General features: G+C 39.1%; 24 protein-coding genes. 22 read left to right on the top strand and 2 right to left on the bottom strand.

The annotated features are described in order from the left end of the window. Positions 1-253: 253 nt before the first annotated feature. On the top strand, positions 254-700 hold the full coding sequence (gene mntR, locus IQ283_RS21770) for a transcriptional regulator MntR (RefSeq protein ID WP_194222127.1): 447 nt from the start codon (positions 254-256) through the stop codon (positions 698-700). Between the two features lie 77 nt (positions 701-777). Further along, on the top strand, positions 778-1,683 hold the full coding sequence (locus IQ283_RS21765) for a patatin-like phospholipase family protein (RefSeq protein ID WP_194222126.1): 906 nt from the start codon (positions 778-780) through the stop codon (positions 1,681-1,683). 137 nt (positions 1,684-1,820) lie between these two features. Here the strand turns inward: IQ283_RS21765 and IQ283_RS21760 are convergent, their stop codons facing one another. Both IQ283_RS21760 and IQ283_RS21755 read right to left on the bottom strand, forming a co-directional pair. Continuing rightward, a complete protein-coding gene (locus IQ283_RS21760) occupies positions 1,821-2,210 on the bottom strand; it encodes an SA1362 family protein (protein WP_194222125.1) in 390 nt (129 codons plus the stop codon). A gap of 22 nt (positions 2,211-2,232) precedes the next feature. Further along, on the bottom strand, positions 2,233-3,180 hold the full coding sequence (locus tag IQ283_RS21755) for a DUF1385 domain-containing protein (protein WP_194222124.1): 948 nt from the start codon (positions 3,178-3,180) through the stop codon (positions 2,233-2,235). Between the two features lie 223 nt (positions 3,181-3,403). Between IQ283_RS21755 and IQ283_RS21750 the strand changes: the two genes are divergently transcribed. The 20 genes from IQ283_RS21750 (at position 3,404) to nusB (ending at position 17,717) form a co-directional block, all read left to right on the top strand. After that, positions 3,404-3,934 (top strand): YqhR family membrane protein, encoded by a 531-nt coding sequence (locus IQ283_RS21750; RefSeq protein WP_194222123.1) that lies wholly within the window; start codon positions 3,404-3,406, stop codon positions 3,932-3,934. Between the two features lie 80 nt (positions 3,935-4,014). Next, the gene (aroQ, locus tag IQ283_RS21745; protein ID WP_194222122.1) at positions 4,015-4,434 is read left to right on the top strand and encodes a type II 3-dehydroquinate dehydratase; all 420 of its coding nucleotides are present in this window, start codon (positions 4,015-4,017) and stop codon (positions 4,432-4,434) included. A 226-nt stretch (positions 4,435-4,660) separates the two neighbouring features. Next, the gene (locus IQ283_RS21740) at positions 4,661-5,728 is read left to right on the top strand and encodes a M24 family metallopeptidase (RefSeq protein WP_194222121.1); all 1,068 of its coding nucleotides are present in this window, start codon (positions 4,661-4,663) and stop codon (positions 5,726-5,728) included. Positions 5,729-5,747: 19 nt separating this feature from the next. Beyond that, the gene (efp, locus tag IQ283_RS21735) at positions 5,748-6,305 is read left to right on the top strand and encodes an elongation factor P (RefSeq protein ID WP_194222120.1); all 558 of its coding nucleotides are present in this window, start codon (positions 5,748-5,750) and stop codon (positions 6,303-6,305) included. Positions 6,306-6,428: 123 nt separating this feature from the next. Then, complete coding sequence (locus IQ283_RS21730) at positions 6,429-7,151, top strand: ABC transporter ATP-binding protein (protein ID WP_194222119.1); 723 nt, start codon at positions 6,429-6,431, stop codon at positions 7,149-7,151. Continuing rightward, positions 7,148-8,161, top strand: coding sequence for an ABC transporter permease (locus IQ283_RS21725; RefSeq protein ID WP_194222118.1), 1,014 nt, complete (start codon positions 7,148-7,150; stop codon positions 8,159-8,161). Before IQ283_RS21730 ends, IQ283_RS21725 begins: the two co-directional genes overlap by 4 nt. A gap of 15 nt (positions 8,162-8,176) precedes the next feature. Next, positions 8,177-8,836, top strand: a complete 660-nt coding sequence (locus IQ283_RS21720) for a TetR/AcrR family transcriptional regulator (RefSeq protein WP_194222117.1) — start codon at positions 8,177-8,179, stop codon at positions 8,834-8,836. Positions 8,837-9,042: 206 nt separating this feature from the next. Further along, positions 9,043-9,303 carry a DUF2619 domain-containing protein gene (locus IQ283_RS21715; protein WP_194222116.1) on the top strand — a complete coding sequence of 87 codons (261 nt, stop codon included), beginning with the start codon at positions 9,043-9,045 and terminating at the stop codon, positions 9,301-9,303. Positions 9,304-9,379: 76 nt separating this feature from the next. Continuing rightward, positions 9,380-10,315: a stage III sporulation protein AA gene (gene spoIIIAA, locus IQ283_RS21710; RefSeq protein ID WP_194222115.1), complete on the top strand. Its 936-nt coding sequence runs from the start codon at positions 9,380-9,382 to the stop codon at positions 10,313-10,315. Between the two features lies 1 nt (position 10,316). Further along, positions 10,317-10,829 (top strand): stage III sporulation protein SpoIIIAB, encoded by a 513-nt coding sequence (gene spoIIIAB / locus IQ283_RS21705; protein WP_194222114.1) that lies wholly within the window; start codon positions 10,317-10,319, stop codon positions 10,827-10,829. Between the two features lie 19 nt (positions 10,830-10,848). Further along, on the top strand, positions 10,849-11,055 hold the full coding sequence (gene spoIIIAC, locus IQ283_RS21700) for a stage III sporulation protein AC (RefSeq protein ID WP_048308951.1): 207 nt from the start codon (positions 10,849-10,851) through the stop codon (positions 11,053-11,055). A 12-nt stretch (positions 11,056-11,067) separates the two neighbouring features. Continuing rightward, positions 11,068-11,457, top strand: a complete 390-nt coding sequence (gene spoIIIAD, locus IQ283_RS21695; RefSeq protein ID WP_194222342.1) for a stage III sporulation protein AD — start codon at positions 11,068-11,070, stop codon at positions 11,455-11,457. 15 nt (positions 11,458-11,472) lie between these two features. Further along, positions 11,473-12,663 (top strand): stage III sporulation protein AE, encoded by a 1,191-nt coding sequence (spoIIIAE, locus tag IQ283_RS21690; protein WP_408962615.1) that lies wholly within the window; start codon positions 11,473-11,475, stop codon positions 12,661-12,663. A 10-nt stretch (positions 12,664-12,673) separates the two neighbouring features. Beyond that, positions 12,674-13,279: a stage III sporulation protein AF gene (gene spoIIIAF / locus IQ283_RS21685; protein ID WP_194222113.1), complete on the top strand. Its 606-nt coding sequence runs from the start codon at positions 12,674-12,676 to the stop codon at positions 13,277-13,279. 5 nt (positions 13,280-13,284) lie between these two features. Continuing rightward, positions 13,285-13,923 carry a stage III sporulation protein AG gene (gene spoIIIAG, locus IQ283_RS21680; protein WP_194222112.1) on the top strand — a complete coding sequence of 213 codons (639 nt, stop codon included), beginning with the start codon at positions 13,285-13,287 and terminating at the stop codon, positions 13,921-13,923. Further along, positions 13,924-14,487 (top strand): SpoIIIAH-like family protein, encoded by a 564-nt coding sequence (locus IQ283_RS21675; protein ID WP_194222111.1) that lies wholly within the window; start codon positions 13,924-13,926, stop codon positions 14,485-14,487. 442 nt (positions 14,488-14,929) lie between these two features. Then, positions 14,930-15,418 (top strand): acetyl-CoA carboxylase biotin carboxyl carrier protein, encoded by a 489-nt coding sequence (gene accB / locus IQ283_RS21670; protein WP_194222110.1) that lies wholly within the window; start codon positions 14,930-14,932, stop codon positions 15,416-15,418. 11 nt (positions 15,419-15,429) lie between these two features. Beyond that, positions 15,430-16,797, top strand: coding sequence for an acetyl-CoA carboxylase biotin carboxylase subunit (gene accC, locus IQ283_RS21665; RefSeq protein ID WP_194222109.1), 1,368 nt, complete (start codon positions 15,430-15,432; stop codon positions 16,795-16,797). A gap of 10 nt (positions 16,798-16,807) precedes the next feature. Next, positions 16,808-17,203, top strand: a complete 396-nt coding sequence (locus IQ283_RS21660) for an Asp23/Gls24 family envelope stress response protein (RefSeq protein ID WP_194222108.1) — start codon at positions 16,808-16,810, stop codon at positions 17,201-17,203. 127 nt (positions 17,204-17,330) lie between these two features. Further along, positions 17,331-17,717, top strand: a complete 387-nt coding sequence (gene nusB, locus IQ283_RS21655) for a transcription antitermination factor NusB (RefSeq protein WP_194222107.1) — start codon at positions 17,331-17,333, stop codon at positions 17,715-17,717. The last annotated feature ends 4 nt before the right edge of the window (positions 17,718-17,721 follow it).

Below are 17,721 nucleotides of genomic sequence, written 5' to 3'. Positions count from 1 at the left end.
CATCTTTTTGTGCGTAGATTAGGGGCATTTTTTCGCAAGTGCTGTTGGGGGGTTCAAGTGACTTTGTATTTTATCCACTAATTTACAAAACCGATTAAATGAAATATGATATAATATCTGCTCTACATAAGAGTGTTAGAACTGAGTTAATGCAGTTAATAGAAGCTTATGGAACCTTTCCTTGTATCCGCCCATACTATGGTGTATGCTTTTATTAACTGGCTTAAATGGAATAAAAGATGGAGGGAATCCAATGGCCACTACTCCCAGTATGGAAGATTATATTGAACGTATTTATGCACTTATAGACGGAAAAGGGTATGCTCGCGTATCAGACATCGCGGAAGCATTAGAGGTACATCCCTCCTCGGTAACCAAAATGATTCAAAAATTAGATAAAGGTAAATATGTCGTATACGAAAAATATCGCGGCTTTATGCTTACTCCAAAAGGGAAAAAGCTAGGAAAGCGACTCGTTGATCGCCATGCTTTGCTTGAACAATTTCTAGGTGTTATCGGGGTTAACGAAGAGAATATATACGAAGATGTTGAGGGTATTGAACATCATCTAAGCTGGGACGCTATCGATCGCATTGGTGATCTTGTCCAGTACTTTGAAGAGACAAATGTACGAGTGGATGAACTTAGAGAAGTGCAACGTAAAAATGAAGAAGCACACGAGGAACAATCCGAAGTTTAATCGGGTTGTTTCTTTTTTTTGTACTAAATTCCCCCGTTAAAGCTTAGGCTTTAATAAGGTGGGAAGGAGGTTTGAGTGTGTACATTGATGGCGTCTTTTCAGGTGGCGGAGTTAAAGGGATAGCGCTAGTGGGAGCACTTCAAGCCGTTGAGAAAAAAGGCCTCGAATTTAAACGTACAGCGGGCACGAGTGCTGGGGCTATAATTGCATCTTTGATTATTTCAGGTTATAAAGGAAATGAATTAGAAAAGATCTTGCTCGATACGGATCTAACGACACTACTCGAAAAAAACTCAGGTTATACATTCCCGTTGATACGGTGGTTGATGTTGTACTGGAATCTTGGACTCTATTCTGGGAAGGACCTAGAATTATGGGTTGGGGATTTATTAGAAAACAAAGGCATTGAAACATTCGGTGATTTACCCGAGGGATCACTAAAGATTATTGTATCCGATATATCGAAAGGGAGGCTTGTCGTTATACCTGATGACTTAGCACAGTACGGCTTCGTACCTGAGCGATTTTCTGTCGCGAAAGCTGTTAGGATGAGTGCGAGTTTACCATTTTTCTTTAAACCTCAACCGCTCTACTCCATTGATGGTAAAAAGCACTATATGGTAGATGGCGGGATTTTAAGTAACTTCCCTCTATGGATATTCCAACCTCCTGAAAATAAAAAGCCACAAAGACCTGTATTAGGCTTTCAATTGAGTGCAAACTTTAACCACATTCCGGAAAATAAAATTACAAATGCTGTTGATATGTATCAGGCATTATTTGAAACAATGAAGCAGGCTCATGATGCGCGATATATTGAAGAACAAAAAGCGAAGAACATTGTGTTTATACCTGTGGATCATGATTTGACGACAGCTTTTAAACTAGAGAGACAAAGTCAAAAGAAACTAATCTTGTTAGGAGAAGAGCGAACTTCTCAATTTCTCAATACGTGGAGAAAATTGCCTGACATTATTACATGAAAAGGTGGCTGATGAAATCAGCCACCTTTTCTATATTTATGTTAGTTTAGTTACTTCCAAATAGAAAGAGCTTTCCATTCAAGACAATGACTTTTTATTAAGTCGCCCAATCTTATCGGTAAAACAAGTGAACCATGTTAAAAGAGAGCTCTGTTTTTCTTTTTTCCTTTACGTCCTTCGATTACGGTAAAAGGATTTTGTTTTCGATCCTCCTGTAAAGAGCGCTTTCTAGGAGAAAGACGTTTAGATGGAATGACACGAAGGTGAGGTGCATTTTTTCTTGGTGTAGCTTTTTTCTTTTTCATTTTGGTTGATTGTTTAGCGGCCTTTTGATAGGAAGTTGATTGTTGACCCATTCTTCTAGCCATTAACTTTCTGACAACGAAGATCATGATCGCAGCAATCGCAGCAGTGATAAGAAGTTGCATGAAAAGTCCTTGAGGGTCTGTGACCATTTTCCAAACAAAACCAATAGCTGCTAGGCCAATTAATAAATAAATTAGAGGTTGAACAACACGGCGCGACAAATGATTCACCTCCTGTTCATCTTTACACAACTTTTGTGCTTGAATCGTCTTCCTCTCGTTGTTTATCTCGAGAAAGTAGTTCATTAAATGAGTGGATTGCAACATCAACTTGTTTATCATCTGGGTTTTTGGTTGTTAGTAGCTGAACCCATAACCCAGGATAGCCAAGCACTTTTAATACAGGAACTTCTCTAACTTTATTCGTTAATTGGAGAACTTCGAATGAAACTCCAAGAACTACCGGAATTAATGCAACACGATAGAGTAACCTTACCCATAATGGATCAGTAGGAACAAGAAGATAAATAAATACCCCAATGACTACTGTGAAAAGGATGAAGCTACTTCCGCATCGATAATGAAGACGCGATTGCTTTTGAACATTCTCTATTGTAATAGGAAGTCCTGCTTCATAAGCGTTGATGACTTTATGTTCAGCGCCATGATATTGAAAGACTCTTTTTACAATTGGGGTTAACGAAATAAAATAAATATACCCAAGCAATAGAATGAGCTTAATGAAACCCTCAATCAAGTTCTGTACAACGTGCCCTGGAAATATAAACTCAAGTGAGGCTGCGGCTAAGGCGGGTAATATAGTGAAAATCGTTTTTACGAATGCAAACGAGATAACGCCTATGGCTGCTGCACCTAATAAAAGCGTTATTTTGGAAGGCTCTTCCTTACCTAACACTTCCTCATCTTCCGAAGGGTCCACATCATAGCGTTCACTTGAAAAATTCAAATGTTTAGTTCCATTGCCACTGGCGTCGATAATCGCAACAACACCACGTATGAATGGGATTTTCTTAAGCTTTGTTCGGATAGGCTTCGGCTGCTTCGGAACTTCTAAATAATCAATTGAATCATCCTTGCGCCGAATGGCGGTTACAGACGTATGTTTCCCTTGAAACATAACACCTTCAACAACCGCTTGCCCGCCATAAGCAGGCTTATTTGTATCTGACAATATCTCTCACCAACCTATTGTATGAAGTAGAATGTTTTGAAGCGATCAAACTCTAACAAATTGTACTTTATACCATTCTACAAGAAATAGGCAAAAACCTCTAGGTAATAGATTGTAATAATCATTTTCCCCAACACCGGCAATTTTAATCTTTTCAATAGACAATTCTTCTAATAAATAATTCCATCATCAACAGGGAATGCTTAAGGGGGAGGTGAGTGTTATGGATAAAGAGAAGCAGAAAGATGGTAAAGAGAATGAGCAACTTGAACAAAATAAGCAGGAGCAACCTTTATCTTTTACATCAAAAGTTATTACAATCGGGATTGCTGGAGGACTTTTTTGGGGTGTAATTGGTTATCTCACATACTTATTTAAATTTACTAAGATACCACCCTCTCTCATTTTGTCACCATGGGCACTTGGCGAATGGAAAAATGAACAGCTAGGGCAGTGGATTGGAATTCTTGCCCTGGGGCTTGTATCCATACTTGTAGCTTTTTTGTACAAAGTAACGCTTGTGAAAATAAATAACATGCTTGCAGGACTTGCTTATGGGATTGTATTATGGATAATTGTATTTTATTTACTCAATCCAATGTTCATCGATCTGCCAACGATTACGAAACTTGATCGCAACACAGTCATTACTACGATATGCCTTTATCTTCTTTACGGAGTCTTTATCGGGTATTCGATTTCTTTTGAATATCATGAAAACCAGCAGAAGGGCGCTTCCTATTCAAATAAATGAAGCTATGGTAGAATGTTCATGGAACATTCTCTTTTTTTTCTATTTAATATAGAAGTCAGATCGTGATGAAGGAGACCGGGATGAAAACATTCTACGTAATAAATGGACCTAACTTAAATCGACTTGGCAAGCGTGAACCCGGCATCTATGGTAATGACACGTTAGAGACGCTTGAACAACGGTTAACACAATTTGCTAGTGAGAATGACGCTGCTGTTGTTTTTCGTCAATCAAACCATGAGGGAGATATCATTGACTGGATTCACGAAGCAGAAAGTGCTTCAGGTATCATTTTAAATCCTGGTGCTTTTACTCACTATAGTTACGCCATACGAGATGCTATCGCAAGTGTTCCTGTACCGGTTGTGGAAGTACACATCTCGAATGTACATAAGCGAGAACCTTTTCGCCATACATCTGTTATTTCACCAGTAACGGAAGGGCAAGTGGTAGGATTTGGTTTGAATGGGTACGAACTGGCATTGCGGTCATTTCTATAATTTTAGTTAGCTATGTTAGCTTATACTGTTGATTCTCGATTTTTGGCTCACTCGAGTGAAATCTTCATTTCACTTGCCTTTCAGCTCTATAGAAAGGTCGCTCTGTGACGATCAATCGCTTCGAGCAAATAAATTTGTTCAGACGGTTGGTCGTTACAGAGCGTATATGAGCCAATAATAAACAACGTTCATTAACATAGCCATCATTTTAAAGGGGGACGAAACAGTGGAACGTATTGAGAAACTACGTCAGTCATTTACAGAGTATGATATAGATGCGATGTTAATTACTTCAGCAAGCAATCGTAGATATATTTCCCAGTTTACAGGTAGCTCAGGTGTTGTTCTCATTACTGAGAAAGAAGCGAAGTTTGTAACAGATTTCCGCTATATGGATCAGGCACGAGAGCAAGCACAAGGGTTTGATATTGTGCAGCATAAAGGCCCGATTGTTGGAGAAGTAGCAAAGCTTGCGAATGAACTAGGAGTTAAAAAACTTGGCTTTGAAGAAACGCAGGTTACATATCAAGTTTTTAAAGCATATGAGAATAAAGTAGACGGTACACTTGTACCGATTAATGGTATTCTTGAGAAACATCGTATGATTAAAGATTCGAGTGAATTAAAGGTTCTTAAAGAAGCAACCGAAATAGCAGACGCTGCTTTCCAACATATTACATCATACATTCGTACGGGTCTAACTGAATTGGACGTTTCTAATGAACTAGAGTTTTTCATGAGAAAAAATGGCGCAACCTCGTCTTCATTTGATATTATAGTTGCGTCGGGTATACGTTCAGCTCTTCCGCACGGCGTCGCAAGTGATAAAATCATTGGAAAGAACGAACTGATAACACTTGATTTTGGTGCTTATTATAAAGGGTACTGTTCTGATATTACACGTACTGTGGCTGTTGGGGATCCTGGAGAAGAGCTTAAAGGTGTTTATCATACTGTCCTAGAAGCTCAATTAAAGGCGATGGAACAAATTAAGCCTGGAATGAGCGGGAAAGAAGCAGATGCTCTATCACGTGACTTAATTACTTCTAAAGGCTTTGGAGAATACTTTGGGCACTCACTAGGCCATGGGGTTGGTCTTGAAGTACATGAGGGACCTAGTCTTTCAACCAAATCTGATACAGTATTAGAGCCAGGTATGGTAGTAACCGTTGAACCAGGTATTTACCTATCTGGTAAAGGCGGAGTAAGAATTGAAGATGATACAGTAATTACTGAAACTGGCAATGAGACGTTATCTCATTCTACTAAGGAATTGCTGATCCTCGGCGAATAATGAAAGTGAGGGACTATTAATGATTTCTGTTAACGATTTAAAAACTGGACTTACAATTGAAGTGGATAATGGCATCTGGACGGTAATGGACTTCCAGCATGTGAAGCCTGGTAAGGGAGCAGCTTTCGTAAGAACGAAGCTACGTAACCTTCGTACTGGTGGAATTCAAGAGAAAACCTTCCGAGCAGGAGAAAAAGTAGCAAAAGCTCATATTGAAAATCGTAAAATGCAGTATCTTTATGCAAGTGCCGACATGCATACGTTTATGGATACTACTACTTATGAGCAAGTTGAACTTCCTGCAGAGCAAATTAGTTATGAACTTAAATTTCTAAAAGAAAACATGGAAATTTCAATTCGTACTTATGGTGAAGAAACGATCGGAGTTGAATTGCCGAATACGGTGGAACTCGTTGTTACTGAAACTGAGCCTGGTATTAAAGGGGACACAGCTTCCGGTGGAACTAAGCCTGCAACTGTTGAAACAGGTTTAACTGTTCAAGTGCCTTTCTTCGTTAATCAGGGAGATGTTTTAATTATCGATACTTCTAAAGGGGAGTATGTATCAAGAGGATAAACATTTTTAAACCGCTCTGTTTGAGCGGTTTTTTTTAAAATAAAAATGAGTGATTACTCACTTTACAACAAAGCGATGAATGGTATAATAAAGTGAGTAATCACTCATTTTAGGAGGGATCATATGCAAAAAGATGCTATCCAAGCAAGTGTTACAAAACGATTTGGCACGACTACGATCTTAGATAATATAAGCATTTCACTTAAGGAAGGTGAGATATTTGGTCTGCTAGGACCATCAGGATCTGGAAAAACGACATTTGTCAAACTGCTCTGTGGTATTGAAGAGGCTTCAGAAGGAAAGGTAACAGTATTAGGTGAACGAATGCCTGATTTAAAGATAATGAAGCGGATCGGCTATATGGCACAAGCGGATGCTTTGTATGGTGAACTATCCGCTTATGAGAATTTAGAATTCTTTGCAACGCTTAGCGGTGTGAGTCGTCGTGATCGAAAAGATCGTATCTTATCTGCTATGAGGCTAGTAGATTTAGAAAAAGAACTTCAGAAAAGAGTGGAAGACTTCTCAGGAGGAATGAAGCGTCGCTTATCACTTGCTATCGCTTTATTGCACGACCCTGAAGTTCTGTTGCTTGATGAACCGACTGTTGGCATAGATCCGTCCTTGCGACAAAAGATATGGGATACGTTTGAAAATCTGAGACAAAAGGGCGTGCTTATTCTCGTTACGACTCATGTAATGGATGAAGCTGATAGATGTTCAAGGCTTGGGATGATTCGAGATGGTCGGTTGATTGCTGTTGGAACCCCAGAAGAATTGAAAAAGCAAACAGATTCGACGACAATTGAGCAAGCTTTTCTTTCATATGGGGGTGTTAAGGAATGAGAATTACAGCCGTTGTAAAACGTATATTGAGGCAGTTCATTCATGATAAGCGAACGATGGGCCTAATGATTGTGGCACCAATTATCATTTTAACCATGTTATCGCTAGTGTTTAACGGGGAAGACCTGGAGTTGAAAGTGGGCACACTAAATATACCTGAGCAACTCGTCGAAAGAATAGAAGAGCATTCTATTGTTAAAAAAGTTACGTCAAAAGATACCATTGAGTCACTACTGAAAGAAGATTATGATGCAGTCATTGACTTCAGCAATGGGGAAAAGAAACTACATCTAGAGGGCAGTGATCCCTCCATTAATCAAGCAGTAATTAATCTTGTTAGAAGTAATTCTATGGTAAACAACGAAGAAGTGGATTTAGATGTATCTTATCTTTTTGGCTCGAGTGACATGACTTCATTTGATCACTTTGGTCCTGTACTAGTTGGTTTCTTTATTTTCTTTTTTGTGTTTTTAATTGCTGGAGTTTCTTTCTTGAGAGAGAGAACCCAGGGGACGCTGGAACGAGTTTTAGCTAGTCCTATTAAAAGGTGGGAACTTGTAATTGGATACGTGATCGGCTTTGGATTATTTACTATGTTTCAATCAGCGATCATTGCCCTATATAGTATTTATGTGATTGATTTAAAAATGGAAGGCGCTTTCTTTTTTGTACTACTTATAACACTCATGCTAGCATTAAGTGCCCTAACTTTAGGAACTTTACTTTCATCATTTGCAAAGAATGAATTACAAATGATTCAGTTTATACCACTTGTTGTTGTACCGCAACTCTTTTTTTCTGGGTTATTTAATCTTGATACGATTTCAAATTATTTAAGCTGGATTGGTCCGTTAACTCCTTTGTATTATGGAGCTGAAGCTCTTAGAAATGTTATGATTAAAGGACAGGGAATAACAGAAATATGGATTGATTTACTTATTTTATTTGGATTCTCAATCGCTTTTATGATTTTAAATATATACGCACTAAAAAAACACCGACGCATTTAGAGTCAGGGGGAGCTTATGAAAAAGATAGAAGACAGCATGGAATGGCTATTTGATGAAGAGGTAAGCGAGTCCGGAGATTTAACTGAGAAACAAAAACGCATTGTTAAAGCGGCAGTTGAAATGTTCCAGGAAAAAGGATTCTCCGCTTCCTCAACAAGTCAAATTGCGAGACGTGCTGGTGTAGCGGAAGGAACAATATTTCGCCATTATAATACAAAGAAAGACTTGCTGCTCGCTATTGTTACACCTGTTATGAGCCATCTTGTCGCCCCTTTCATCGTGAAAGATTTAGACAAAGTATTAAAACCAGACTATGAGCACTATGAGGATTTTTTGAGAGCTGTTGTAAAAAATAGACAGGCGTTCATACACAAGCACTTACCAATTGTTAAAATTTTGATGCAGGAGATTCCTTTTCATGAAGAACTTCGTACCCAATTTATCGAGCATGTAGCAAAGGATTTGTTTGATCGATTTGAAAAAGTGATCGTTCACTTCCAACAGAAAGGCGAATTAATCCAAATTCCGCCTTCCTCTGCGATCAGACTTTCGATAACAGCCGTTCTCGGGTTTTTTCTTGCACGGTATATTATGGTGCCGGAGAGTGAGTGGGATGATGAGCAGGAGATTGAACTGACAGTTCAATTTATATTAAATGGTTTAAAAGCAAAATGACCATCCAGCCTTCGCTGGGTGGTTTTTTTGTTTTCCTCCAATAAGTTCAATATTTTAAATGCAACAATTTAACTAACATACTATTTGCCTCAGGTGCATTATGAAGCTGATTTCTCAATAATGAAATGAGTTATATGATTTACGAATTTCTTCTGAAAATCATAAATTCATCATAAGTTGTACAAACAATTTGTGGGAGGCTAGAGATGATTCATTCCGTTCTTGTCATGGGAGTGCTTCGAATACTTTCTGGTGTGATTGAGCTTACAGCAGCGATTCTCATTCTTTTTATTCAGGATCTAAGAACAGCCATGATGATTAATGCCATTCTCGCTATAGTTGGTCCAATTATTTTAGTAGTTACCATGTCAGTGGGGTTGATTGGTCTAGCAGGTGATCTATCAATTATGAAAATTATTTTTATCATGATAGGGGTTGCCTTTATTTTAATTGGAACCCTTTCATAGATTTAGTAGAGACATAATTTAATCAAGGCAGGAATAGTAGTGTAGGGAGAAACAAGCTTAGAGAGGGGGGACATTCTTGGAAGAAGTTCTTCGCGTGCTTCCGGAAAATGTACAAAAAATCTTGAATCAGTATTCAATTGTTGAAAGATCGACGATTGAAGAAATTCGAATGCGTATTAACCGTCCACTTGAGATAATGATCAACGGGAAGCCGGATTTTCCTCTCTTAAATGGCCAGGGCTATTTTATTTCAAAAGATGATGGTCTACAAATGATAAATAAGCTAAGTCACTACTCTCTCTATGCTCTGGAAGAAGAACTTAAAAAAGGTTTTGTAACGATTGAGGGAGGGCATCGTGTAGGCCTCGCAGGGAAGGTTATTACACTAAATGGACATGTCAAAGCCATTAGAGATATTGCTTCATTTAATGTGAGAATTGCGAAGCAAAAGCTTGGAATAGCTATACCGCTAGTATCATATCTATATGCTGGAAGGTGGATGAATACGATTATATTAGGGCCACCTCAGTCTGGTAAAACGACAATGCTTCGTGATTTAACTCGACTTATGGCTGAAGGAGATGAATTAAGAAGGATTCCATCAGCAAAGGTAGGCGTTGTCGATGAGCGCTCAGAAATAGCTGGATGTGTACAGGGGATCCCTCAACATCGATTGGGAGACCGTGTTGATGTACTCGACGCGTGTCCAAAAGCGGAAGGAATGATGATGATGATTCGCTCCATGAGTCCAGAAATACTGATTGTAGATGAAATTGGACGAAAAGAAGACAGTGAAGCGATTATCGAAGCAATAAATGCTGGGATTAATCTCGTAGTGACAGTCCATGGGACGAAATTGGATGATTTAAACCGTAGGCCAAGTATGCAGGGGTTATTAAAGTCGGGGTGCTTTGATCGTATCGTCGAACTGTCGCGAGAAGATGGTCCAGGAACAATTAGTGCGATTAAAGATAAAACCGGTAAGGAAATTCGACGTAAAAAGGTGATCTAGCATGAAGTTACTAGGTGCAGTGCTCATCATTATGGCAAGCACATGGGCAGGTGTGGAATGGTCCAGGACAGTTAGTGAACGGTCACGCCAATTACGTCAGTTGAAGGCGGCATTACAGTCACTAGAAGCAGAGATTGTTTACGGAATGACACCTTTAAGCGTTGCTTGTAGTCATATATGTAGACAGGTTGGTCATCCTGTATCGTGGTTTTTTGATTCATTTAGGAGGAAGCTTGAGGCAGGCCATGCTACTGCGTATGAAGCATGGATTGAAAGTATGGAGGAAGTTTGGAAATACACTGCCTTTAAAAATGAGGAAAAAGAAGTGATGAAGCAATTAGGCGCTACCATTGGTCAGCATGATCGAGAACATGAGCAAAAGCAACTGAAGCTGGCATTAATTCACTTAGAGAGAGAAGAAAGTGAAGCGAGAGATAATCAGATGAAATATGAAAGAATGTTTAAAAGCCTTGGTGTACTTGGCGGTATTCTTCTTGTCATACTTTTGATTTAGTCATTGGGAGGAAGCGTAGATGAATCATGATGTAAATACGATTTTTCAAATAGCTGGTATTGGTATTATCGTTGCCATGCTTCATACAATCTTAAAGCAAATGGGAAAAGAGGAATACGCGCACTGGGTCACTTTAATAGGATTTATTGTTGTCCTTTATATGGTCATTACAATTATAGATGATCTTTTTCAGAAAATACGAGGAGTCTTCCTTTTTCAAGGGTAGGGGGTGACTGCGATTGATATTTTACAAATAGTCGGCTTAGGATTAATCGCTACCTTCCTAGTTATTGTGGTCAAAGAGCAAAAGCCTGTGTTTGCCTTCACGATTACGGTTTTCACAGGCGCTTTAATTTTTCTCTACTTAATAGGAGAAATTCAACACATTATTCGAATGCTTGAAAGTCTTGCAGCAAAAGCGAATGTTGAAATCGTGTATGTGGAAACGGTTTTAAAAATTATCGGAATCGCTTATATAGCAGAATTCGGTGCGCAAATTGTAAGAGATGCGGGTCAAGGCGCAATTGCATCGAAAATTGAACTTGCTGGTAAGTTGTTGATTCTTGCTATGGCAATTCCAATCTTAACGTTAATCATAGAAACAGTATTGAAATTATTACCATCATAAGAGGGGGAGAGGGACATGCCTCACATGAAAAAAATGCTGTTGATGCTGCTATTCCTCTGCTTTTCTCTTATGTTTTTTGAATCTTCAGTAGCGGCAAAAGGGGAAGAGGAGCCTCTTTCAAGTCAATTTGTAGACAAGCAGTTAAATACGCTTGGTTTACAAGAAATACAAGATTATTGGGATGAAGTCATTGAAGAATACGGGGGTTTTTTACCTGAAAGTCAGAAAGGCTCATTTATGGAATTCATTAAAGGAGAAAAGCAGATATCTTTAAAAGCGTATTTTATTGGCCTACTAAAGTTTCTCTTCCATGAACTGCTTGTGCATGGAAAGCTTCTTGGGAGTCTGATCCTTCTTACAATTTTTAGTATCCTTCTGCAGAACATGCAAAATGCATTTGAACATAAAGCAGTTAGTACAGTAGCGTATGGCATTATTTATATGGTTTTAATTATCCTGGCACTAAATAGCTTTCATGTTGCGATTCAGTATACAGAAGATGCTATAGCTAACATGATGGGATTCTTACTTGCATTAATTCCATTGCTTTTAGCTTTAATGGCATCTGTGGGTGGAGTAGCTTCTGTTGCTTTCTTTCATCCGATCGTCTTATTTCTTGTAAATACTGGTGGATTACTTATTCAGAAGTTTGTACTTCCAATGCTCTTTCTATCAGCGGTCCTCGCTATTGTAAGTACTATCAGTGAGCAGTACAAGGTTACCCAGCTTTCTAATTTATTACGAAATGTAGCGATAGGAACTCTTGGCGTTTTCTTTGCGGTTTTTTTAGGGGTTATTTCAGTACAAGGTGCGACAACTGCGGTAGCGGATGGCGTTACGATACGAGCTGCGAAATTTGTAACGGGTAACTTTATCCCAGTCGTTGGTCGGATGTTTACAGATGCCACCGACACGGTGTTAAGCGCCTCTGTTCTATTAAAAAACACGGTGGGCTTAGCTGGGGTTGTCATTCTCTTAATGATCTGCGCTTTTCCGGCGCTAAAAGTATTATCACTAGTACTAATCTATAATATTGCTGCAGCGGTGATTCAACCATTGGGCGGTGGTCCAATTATTCAATCCTTAAATGTTATATCAAAAAGCATTTTGTTCATATTTGCGGCCCTTGCTATTGTTTCATTGATGTTCTTTCTTGCTGTAACGATTATTATAGCATCTGGCAATATTACGTTAATGGTGCGTTAGGAGGTGTCGTGTGGATATTATTACAGGATGGATTACAAATATTATTGTGTTAATCCTTCTAGCAACAGTGCTAGAACTATTGTTGCCAAATTCAAATATGCAGCGTTATGTAAAGATGGTTATAGGTTTAATGTTAATGGCGGTTATTTTATCTCCTATACTCACGATTTTCACAAAAGACTTTGATGCCATGCTCCGAACAGTAACGCTCACTGACTCAACTCTAAATGCAAATATGGAAAATCAGATAGAATCAAAGAAAAGTGAAATACAAGCATCCAATGCTGCATATATTGAAGAACAAATGGCTGTCCAAATGAAAAGCCAGGTAGAAAAGGAGTTGAGGGACCAGTTTAACCTCGAGATCACAAGCGTTAGTCTTCAGTTAAAGAATCTTGATGGGGAAAAGGATATTGATCAAATTGCAGTAACAGTAAATGAAGCAGGAGCAGAAAAATCTGTTCAGGAAGTGGATGCTGTATCCGTATCAATTGATATTCAAGAGGAAGAGGTCGAAGAAACGGATACTCTCTCGCGTAAGGTTGCATACTTTCTTGCAGATGAGTGGGAGTTGTATCCAAAACAAGTCGGAGTTCAGGTGAAAGGAGGAGAGTAGGGAACGTGGATGAAAAACCAACTAGCTGGCTTGATCAATTGAAGAAGCCTAAAAAGAAAAAGGGAATCCCGTTATTATATTTGATTATTGCTGCGGGGATTGGCGTTATCTTCATGTTTTCCGGAAGCTTTTTCCAGTCGCCTGAACAAGTCCAGGAAGTGTTTTCAGAGCAGGCGGGTTCGAAGGATAGTGAACCTACCTTTAGTCAAAAAAAGTCCAATCCGTCGTCTATGGCTGAATACGAGAATGTATACGAAACACAGCTGAAAGAAGCTTTAGATGAAGTGGCAGGAGTTTCTGATGCCACAGTTATTGTGAATTTAGATTCTACAGAAGAAAAAATCGTTGAGAAGAACAGCACTTCTACTGATAAATATACGGATGAATCTCCAAATGATGGAGGTTCAAGAAAGATTGAAGAACAGTCAAGTGAAGAACAAGTTGTCGTCATTCAAAATGACAACGGACAGGAGCCTATCATTGTTAGTACAAAGAAGCCTGTCGTACGAGGAGTTGTAGTGGTAGCAGTTGGAGCAGAGAATATGGAAGTAAAGAAAATGATCGTGGATGCAGTAACAAGACTGCTAGACGTCAAGAGTCACCGTGTCATGGTGCTTCCGAAAAAATTAAAGGGGGAATCCTAAATGGTTTTGAAAAAGCAAACAGTGTGGTTACTAACGATGTTAAGTTTAATCATTGTTTTATCAGCCTATTATATTATGACTCCTGGAACTGATAATGTAGCGTTTGTAGGGGATCAGGATCAAGAGCAGAGTGGTGAGGAAAGTAAAGGAGAAGAGGCAAAAGAAACGAACGCAGAAGAAGGAGATGCTGTTTCTTCAAGTGTTTCAAGTGAGGAAGGATTTGCATCCATAAGACTTGAGATTCAAGAACAACGAGATGCAGCGATTGAAGACTATACGGCAGTTATTGCAAGCGAAGCATCTGCTGACCTTAGAAATGAGGCACATGAGCAACGTCAAGAATTGATGGCATTATCTCAAAAAGAATCTGTATTGGAAAATGTGATAAAGTCAGAAGGGTATAGCGATGCGGTAGTTTATACGCTAGATGATGATAAAGTAAGAGTTATTGTTAAAGCAGATCAACTCTCGAATGAAGAAGCCAACAACATTATGGTACTAGCAGAGGAACAACTAGGAGAAGGCCATAGAATAGCGGTTGAATTTCAGGCTGCAGCAAAGTAAAGATGGAGTTCACTCCATCTTTTTTGTTTTGACCCATTTATGCTCTGAAAGTATTGTGAAAAGAGTTTCATTCAGAAAGAAGCGGTTATTGAAAAATAAACAATAGTAGATAAAATACCAATTTTATAAAGTGAGCGTATATAGATAATCCACACAATAATTTTATAGATGAAAACGTTTTCTAGGTTTGTTACCCTTATTATAGGTCGGTGTGCAAAGATGCCTTCTACCAAGTAAACTGAAGATATGATATGATGAATAGGCTTAGGACCTGCTTTTATATAATGGTCTTAATTCTGAGGTTTGATTTGTTAGATGAAATGCTGGAGATACTAATACACATCTTTATTATGCTATAATTGCTATAGGTTGGAGCGTGTCTTCTGCACAGAAAAACCTCCTAAATACTAAATTTGAAAAAAGATGACAGGGAGTGGAAGTCTTGTTAAAAGTTCAAGAAATTCGCGAATTGATCAAACTTATTGATCAATCAAGCATTGATGAATTCGAATACGAAAATGATGGGTCTAAAATTGTATTAAAGAAAAACGACGTACAATATGCTGAAGCACCGGTACAGCAGCCTGTTCAGCAGCCCGTTGCACAACAGGCGCCTGAGCCAGTGAAGCAAGTGGCGTCTTCTTCAAAAGAGCAAGCTACTGAAGAACCAAAAGAAGAGAAACAGGATGAATCATTACATAAGATAGAATCCCCAATGGTGGGAACGTTCTATGCTCGTCCAAATCCAGAGTCAGATCTTTATGTGAAAACAGGAGAAAAAGTTTCGGAAGATAGCGTAGTCTGCATCATTGAAGCAATGAAGCTTTTTAATGAAATAGAAGCAGAGGTAAATGGAGAAATCGTAGAAATGCTAGTTGAAGATGGTCAGCTGGTTGAATACGGACAGCCTCTGTTTTTAGTGAAAGCATAGGTGATGATAGGATGGAGATTAAGAAATTACTTGTAGCTAACCGCGGAGAGATAGCAGTAAGAATCATACGAGCTTGTGAAGAGCTCGGAATAGAAACAGTAGCCGTATATTCCCAGGCGGATAAAGATGCGCTTCATGTTAGACTTGCTGATGAAGCTTATTGTATCGGACCCACAGCAGCAAAAGACAGCTATTTAAATTTTACGAATATCATGAGTATTGCTACTGTGACAGGGGTTGACGCCATTCATCCCGGATATGGTTTTCTAGCTGAAAATGCCGATTTTGCTGAGCTTTGTAGAGAATGCAATGTGACGTTTGTTGGTCCTAGTCCTGAAGCCATTAATCGCATGGGCACGAAAGACGTTGCTAGAACGACAATGAAGGAAGCTGGAGTTCCGATTGTACCTGGCTCTGAAGGGATTATTAAAGATGCTGACGAAGCAGTAGCTCTTGCGAACGAAATGGGTTATCCCGTCATTATTAAAGCTACTGCTGGCGGTGGCGGTAAAGGAATCCGTATTGCTAAGGATGAGAATGAATTAGTAAAAGGAATCAATATTACGCAACAAGAAGCCTCTACCGCATTTGGAAACCCTGGGGTTTACATTGAAAAGTTTATTGAAGACTTCCGACATGTAGAGATCCAGGTTCTTGCAGATAATCATGGGAATGCGATCCATCTAGGTGAGCGTGATTGTTCTATACAAAGGCGTTTACAAAAGCTAGTGGAAGAAACCCCTTCTCCAGCTCTTGACGCAACAATCAGAAAGAAAATGGGAGATGCGGCAGTGCGAGCTGCTCAAGCCGTTCAATATTCCGGTGCAGGAACTGTGGAGTTTATTTTTGAGCCAACAGGGAATTTTTATTTTATGGAAATGAATACGCGCATTCAAGTTGAGCACCCTGTGACTGAGATGGTAACGGGTATTGACTTAATTAAGGAACAAATCCGAGCAGCTTCTGATGAAGAACTTCGATACAAACAAGAAGATGTGACGTTTAAAGGATGGGCGATTGAGTGCCGTATCAACGCAGAAGATCCTGACAAAAAGTTTATGCCGTCCCCTGGTAAGGTTGAAATGTACCTGCCGCCGGGTGGATTTGGAGTTCGAGTTGATTCAGCTGTTTATCCAGGGTATGATATTTTACCTTTTTATGATTCAATGGTTGCAAAGCTGATTACTTATGCTGATACTCGAGAAGAAGCTATCGCTAGAATGAAGCGAGCACTAGGAGAATTTGTCGTTGAAGGTGTTAAAACAACTATTCCGTTCCATATGCGCCTTATGAATCATGAGAAATTTGTAAGCGGCGATTTCAATACAAAGTTTCTTGAGAAATATGATTTAACAGAGCAATCAATGAATTCTAAGTGAGGTGTTCAGAATGAATGAACTTCAATCATTTGAAATGGAAGAGCACGATACTGGTCTTGGAAAAGTAGAGATTTCACCTGAAGTTATCGAAGTCATTGGAAGTATTGCAGCTTCTGAAGTTGATGGTGTAGCAGAGATGAGAGGGAATTTCGCCTCTGGTGTTGTAGAACGCTTTGGGCGAAAGGATCATCGAAAAGGCGTCAAGGTGGAACTTGATGAAGATGGGATCATCCTAGATGCCTATGTGGTGGTAAGCTATGGTTTATCCATTCCGGAAGTATGTGAGAAGGTTCAGGAAAATATCCGTCAGGCCCTTCTTACAATGACTGCTCTAGAAATCAGTGCCGTCAACGTGAGTGTTGTAGGCATTACATTTGATAAAAAAGAACCAGAGAACGAAGAATAAGCAGCGGGGATTGTCCCCCTGCTTTTTTGTTTGTGAAAACAATTGGACATTGCAAAACCTGTATTTGTCCTCTACAGTATGCTATTATTTATTGGTATAGCAATATTAGCGTAAAGGGAGTATAGCAATGAAAAGAAGACATGCAAGAGAAAAAGCCATCCAGGTATTGTTTCAAATAGATGTAACAGACACCGATCCACGTGAGGCTCTTCAACACGTTTTAAATGAGGGGGAAGTTGACGAGTTTCTATCTGAGCTTGTCTTCGGAACGCTTGAGAACCTCGAAAAAATTGATGAAGTCATTAAAGAAAATCTTGTGAACTGGACATTTAATCGGATCGGAAATGTTGACCGTTCAGTACTACGCATGGCTTCTTATGAAATGGTAGTCAGAGATGATATACCCGTTAACGTTAGTTTAAATGAAGCCGTTGAACTTGCGAAGTTATTCGGTGGAGAAGAATCAGGGCGTTTTGTGAATGGTGTCCTCTCTAAGATTATCCAAAAAAGCTAATTTA

The organism is Pseudalkalibacillus hwajinpoensis, assembly GCF_015234585.1.
Taxonomy (GTDB): Bacteria; Bacillota; Bacilli; order Bacillales; family Guptibacillaceae; genus Guptibacillus; species Guptibacillus hwajinpoensis_B.
The sequence above is the reverse complement of the archived record's forward strand: the minus strand, read 5'-3'. Positions and strand labels throughout refer to the sequence as shown.

Bases quoted from the DNA above. Each gene is read 5' to 3' on its own strand.
- aroQ (WP_194222122.1), top strand. From the start codon at position 4,015: ATGAAAACATTCTACGTAATAAATGGACCTAACTTAAATCGACTTGGC.
- IQ283_RS21715 (WP_194222116.1), top strand. From the start codon at position 9,043: ATGATTCATTCCGTTCTTGTCATGGGAGTGCTTCGAATACTTTCTGGT.
- IQ283_RS21660 (WP_194222108.1), top strand. From the start codon at position 16,808: ATGAATGAACTTCAATCATTTGAAATGGAAGAGCACGATACTGGTCTT.
- nusB (WP_194222107.1), top strand. From the start codon at position 17,331: ATGAAAAGAAGACATGCAAGAGAAAAAGCCATCCAGGTATTGTTTCAA.
- IQ283_RS21725 (WP_194222118.1), top strand. From the start codon at position 7,148: ATGAGAATTACAGCCGTTGTAAAACGTATATTGAGGCAGTTCATTCAT.
- IQ283_RS21750 (WP_194222123.1), top strand. From the start codon at position 3,404: ATGGATAAAGAGAAGCAGAAAGATGGTAAAGAGAATGAGCAACTTGAA.
- mntR (WP_194222127.1), top strand. From the start codon at position 254: ATGGCCACTACTCCCAGTATGGAAGATTATATTGAACGTATTTATGCA.
- IQ283_RS21720 (WP_194222117.1), top strand. From the start codon at position 8,177: ATGAAAAAGATAGAAGACAGCATGGAATGGCTATTTGATGAAGAGGTA.
- accC (WP_194222109.1), top strand. From the start codon at position 15,430: ATGGAGATTAAGAAATTACTTGTAGCTAACCGCGGAGAGATAGCAGTA.
- IQ283_RS21675 (WP_194222111.1), top strand. From the start codon at position 13,924: ATGGTTTTGAAAAAGCAAACAGTGTGGTTACTAACGATGTTAAGTTTA.
- efp (WP_194222120.1), top strand. From the start codon at position 5,748: ATGATTTCTGTTAACGATTTAAAAACTGGACTTACAATTGAAGTGGAT.
- spoIIIAB (WP_194222114.1), top strand. From the start codon at position 10,317: ATGAAGTTACTAGGTGCAGTGCTCATCATTATGGCAAGCACATGGGCA.
- spoIIIAE (WP_408962615.1), top strand. From the start codon at position 11,473: ATGCCTCACATGAAAAAAATGCTGTTGATGCTGCTATTCCTCTGCTTT.
- spoIIIAC (WP_048308951.1), top strand. From the start codon at position 10,849: ATGAATCATGATGTAAATACGATTTTTCAAATAGCTGGTATTGGTATT.
- IQ283_RS21730 (WP_194222119.1), top strand. From the start codon at position 6,429: ATGCAAAAAGATGCTATCCAAGCAAGTGTTACAAAACGATTTGGCACG.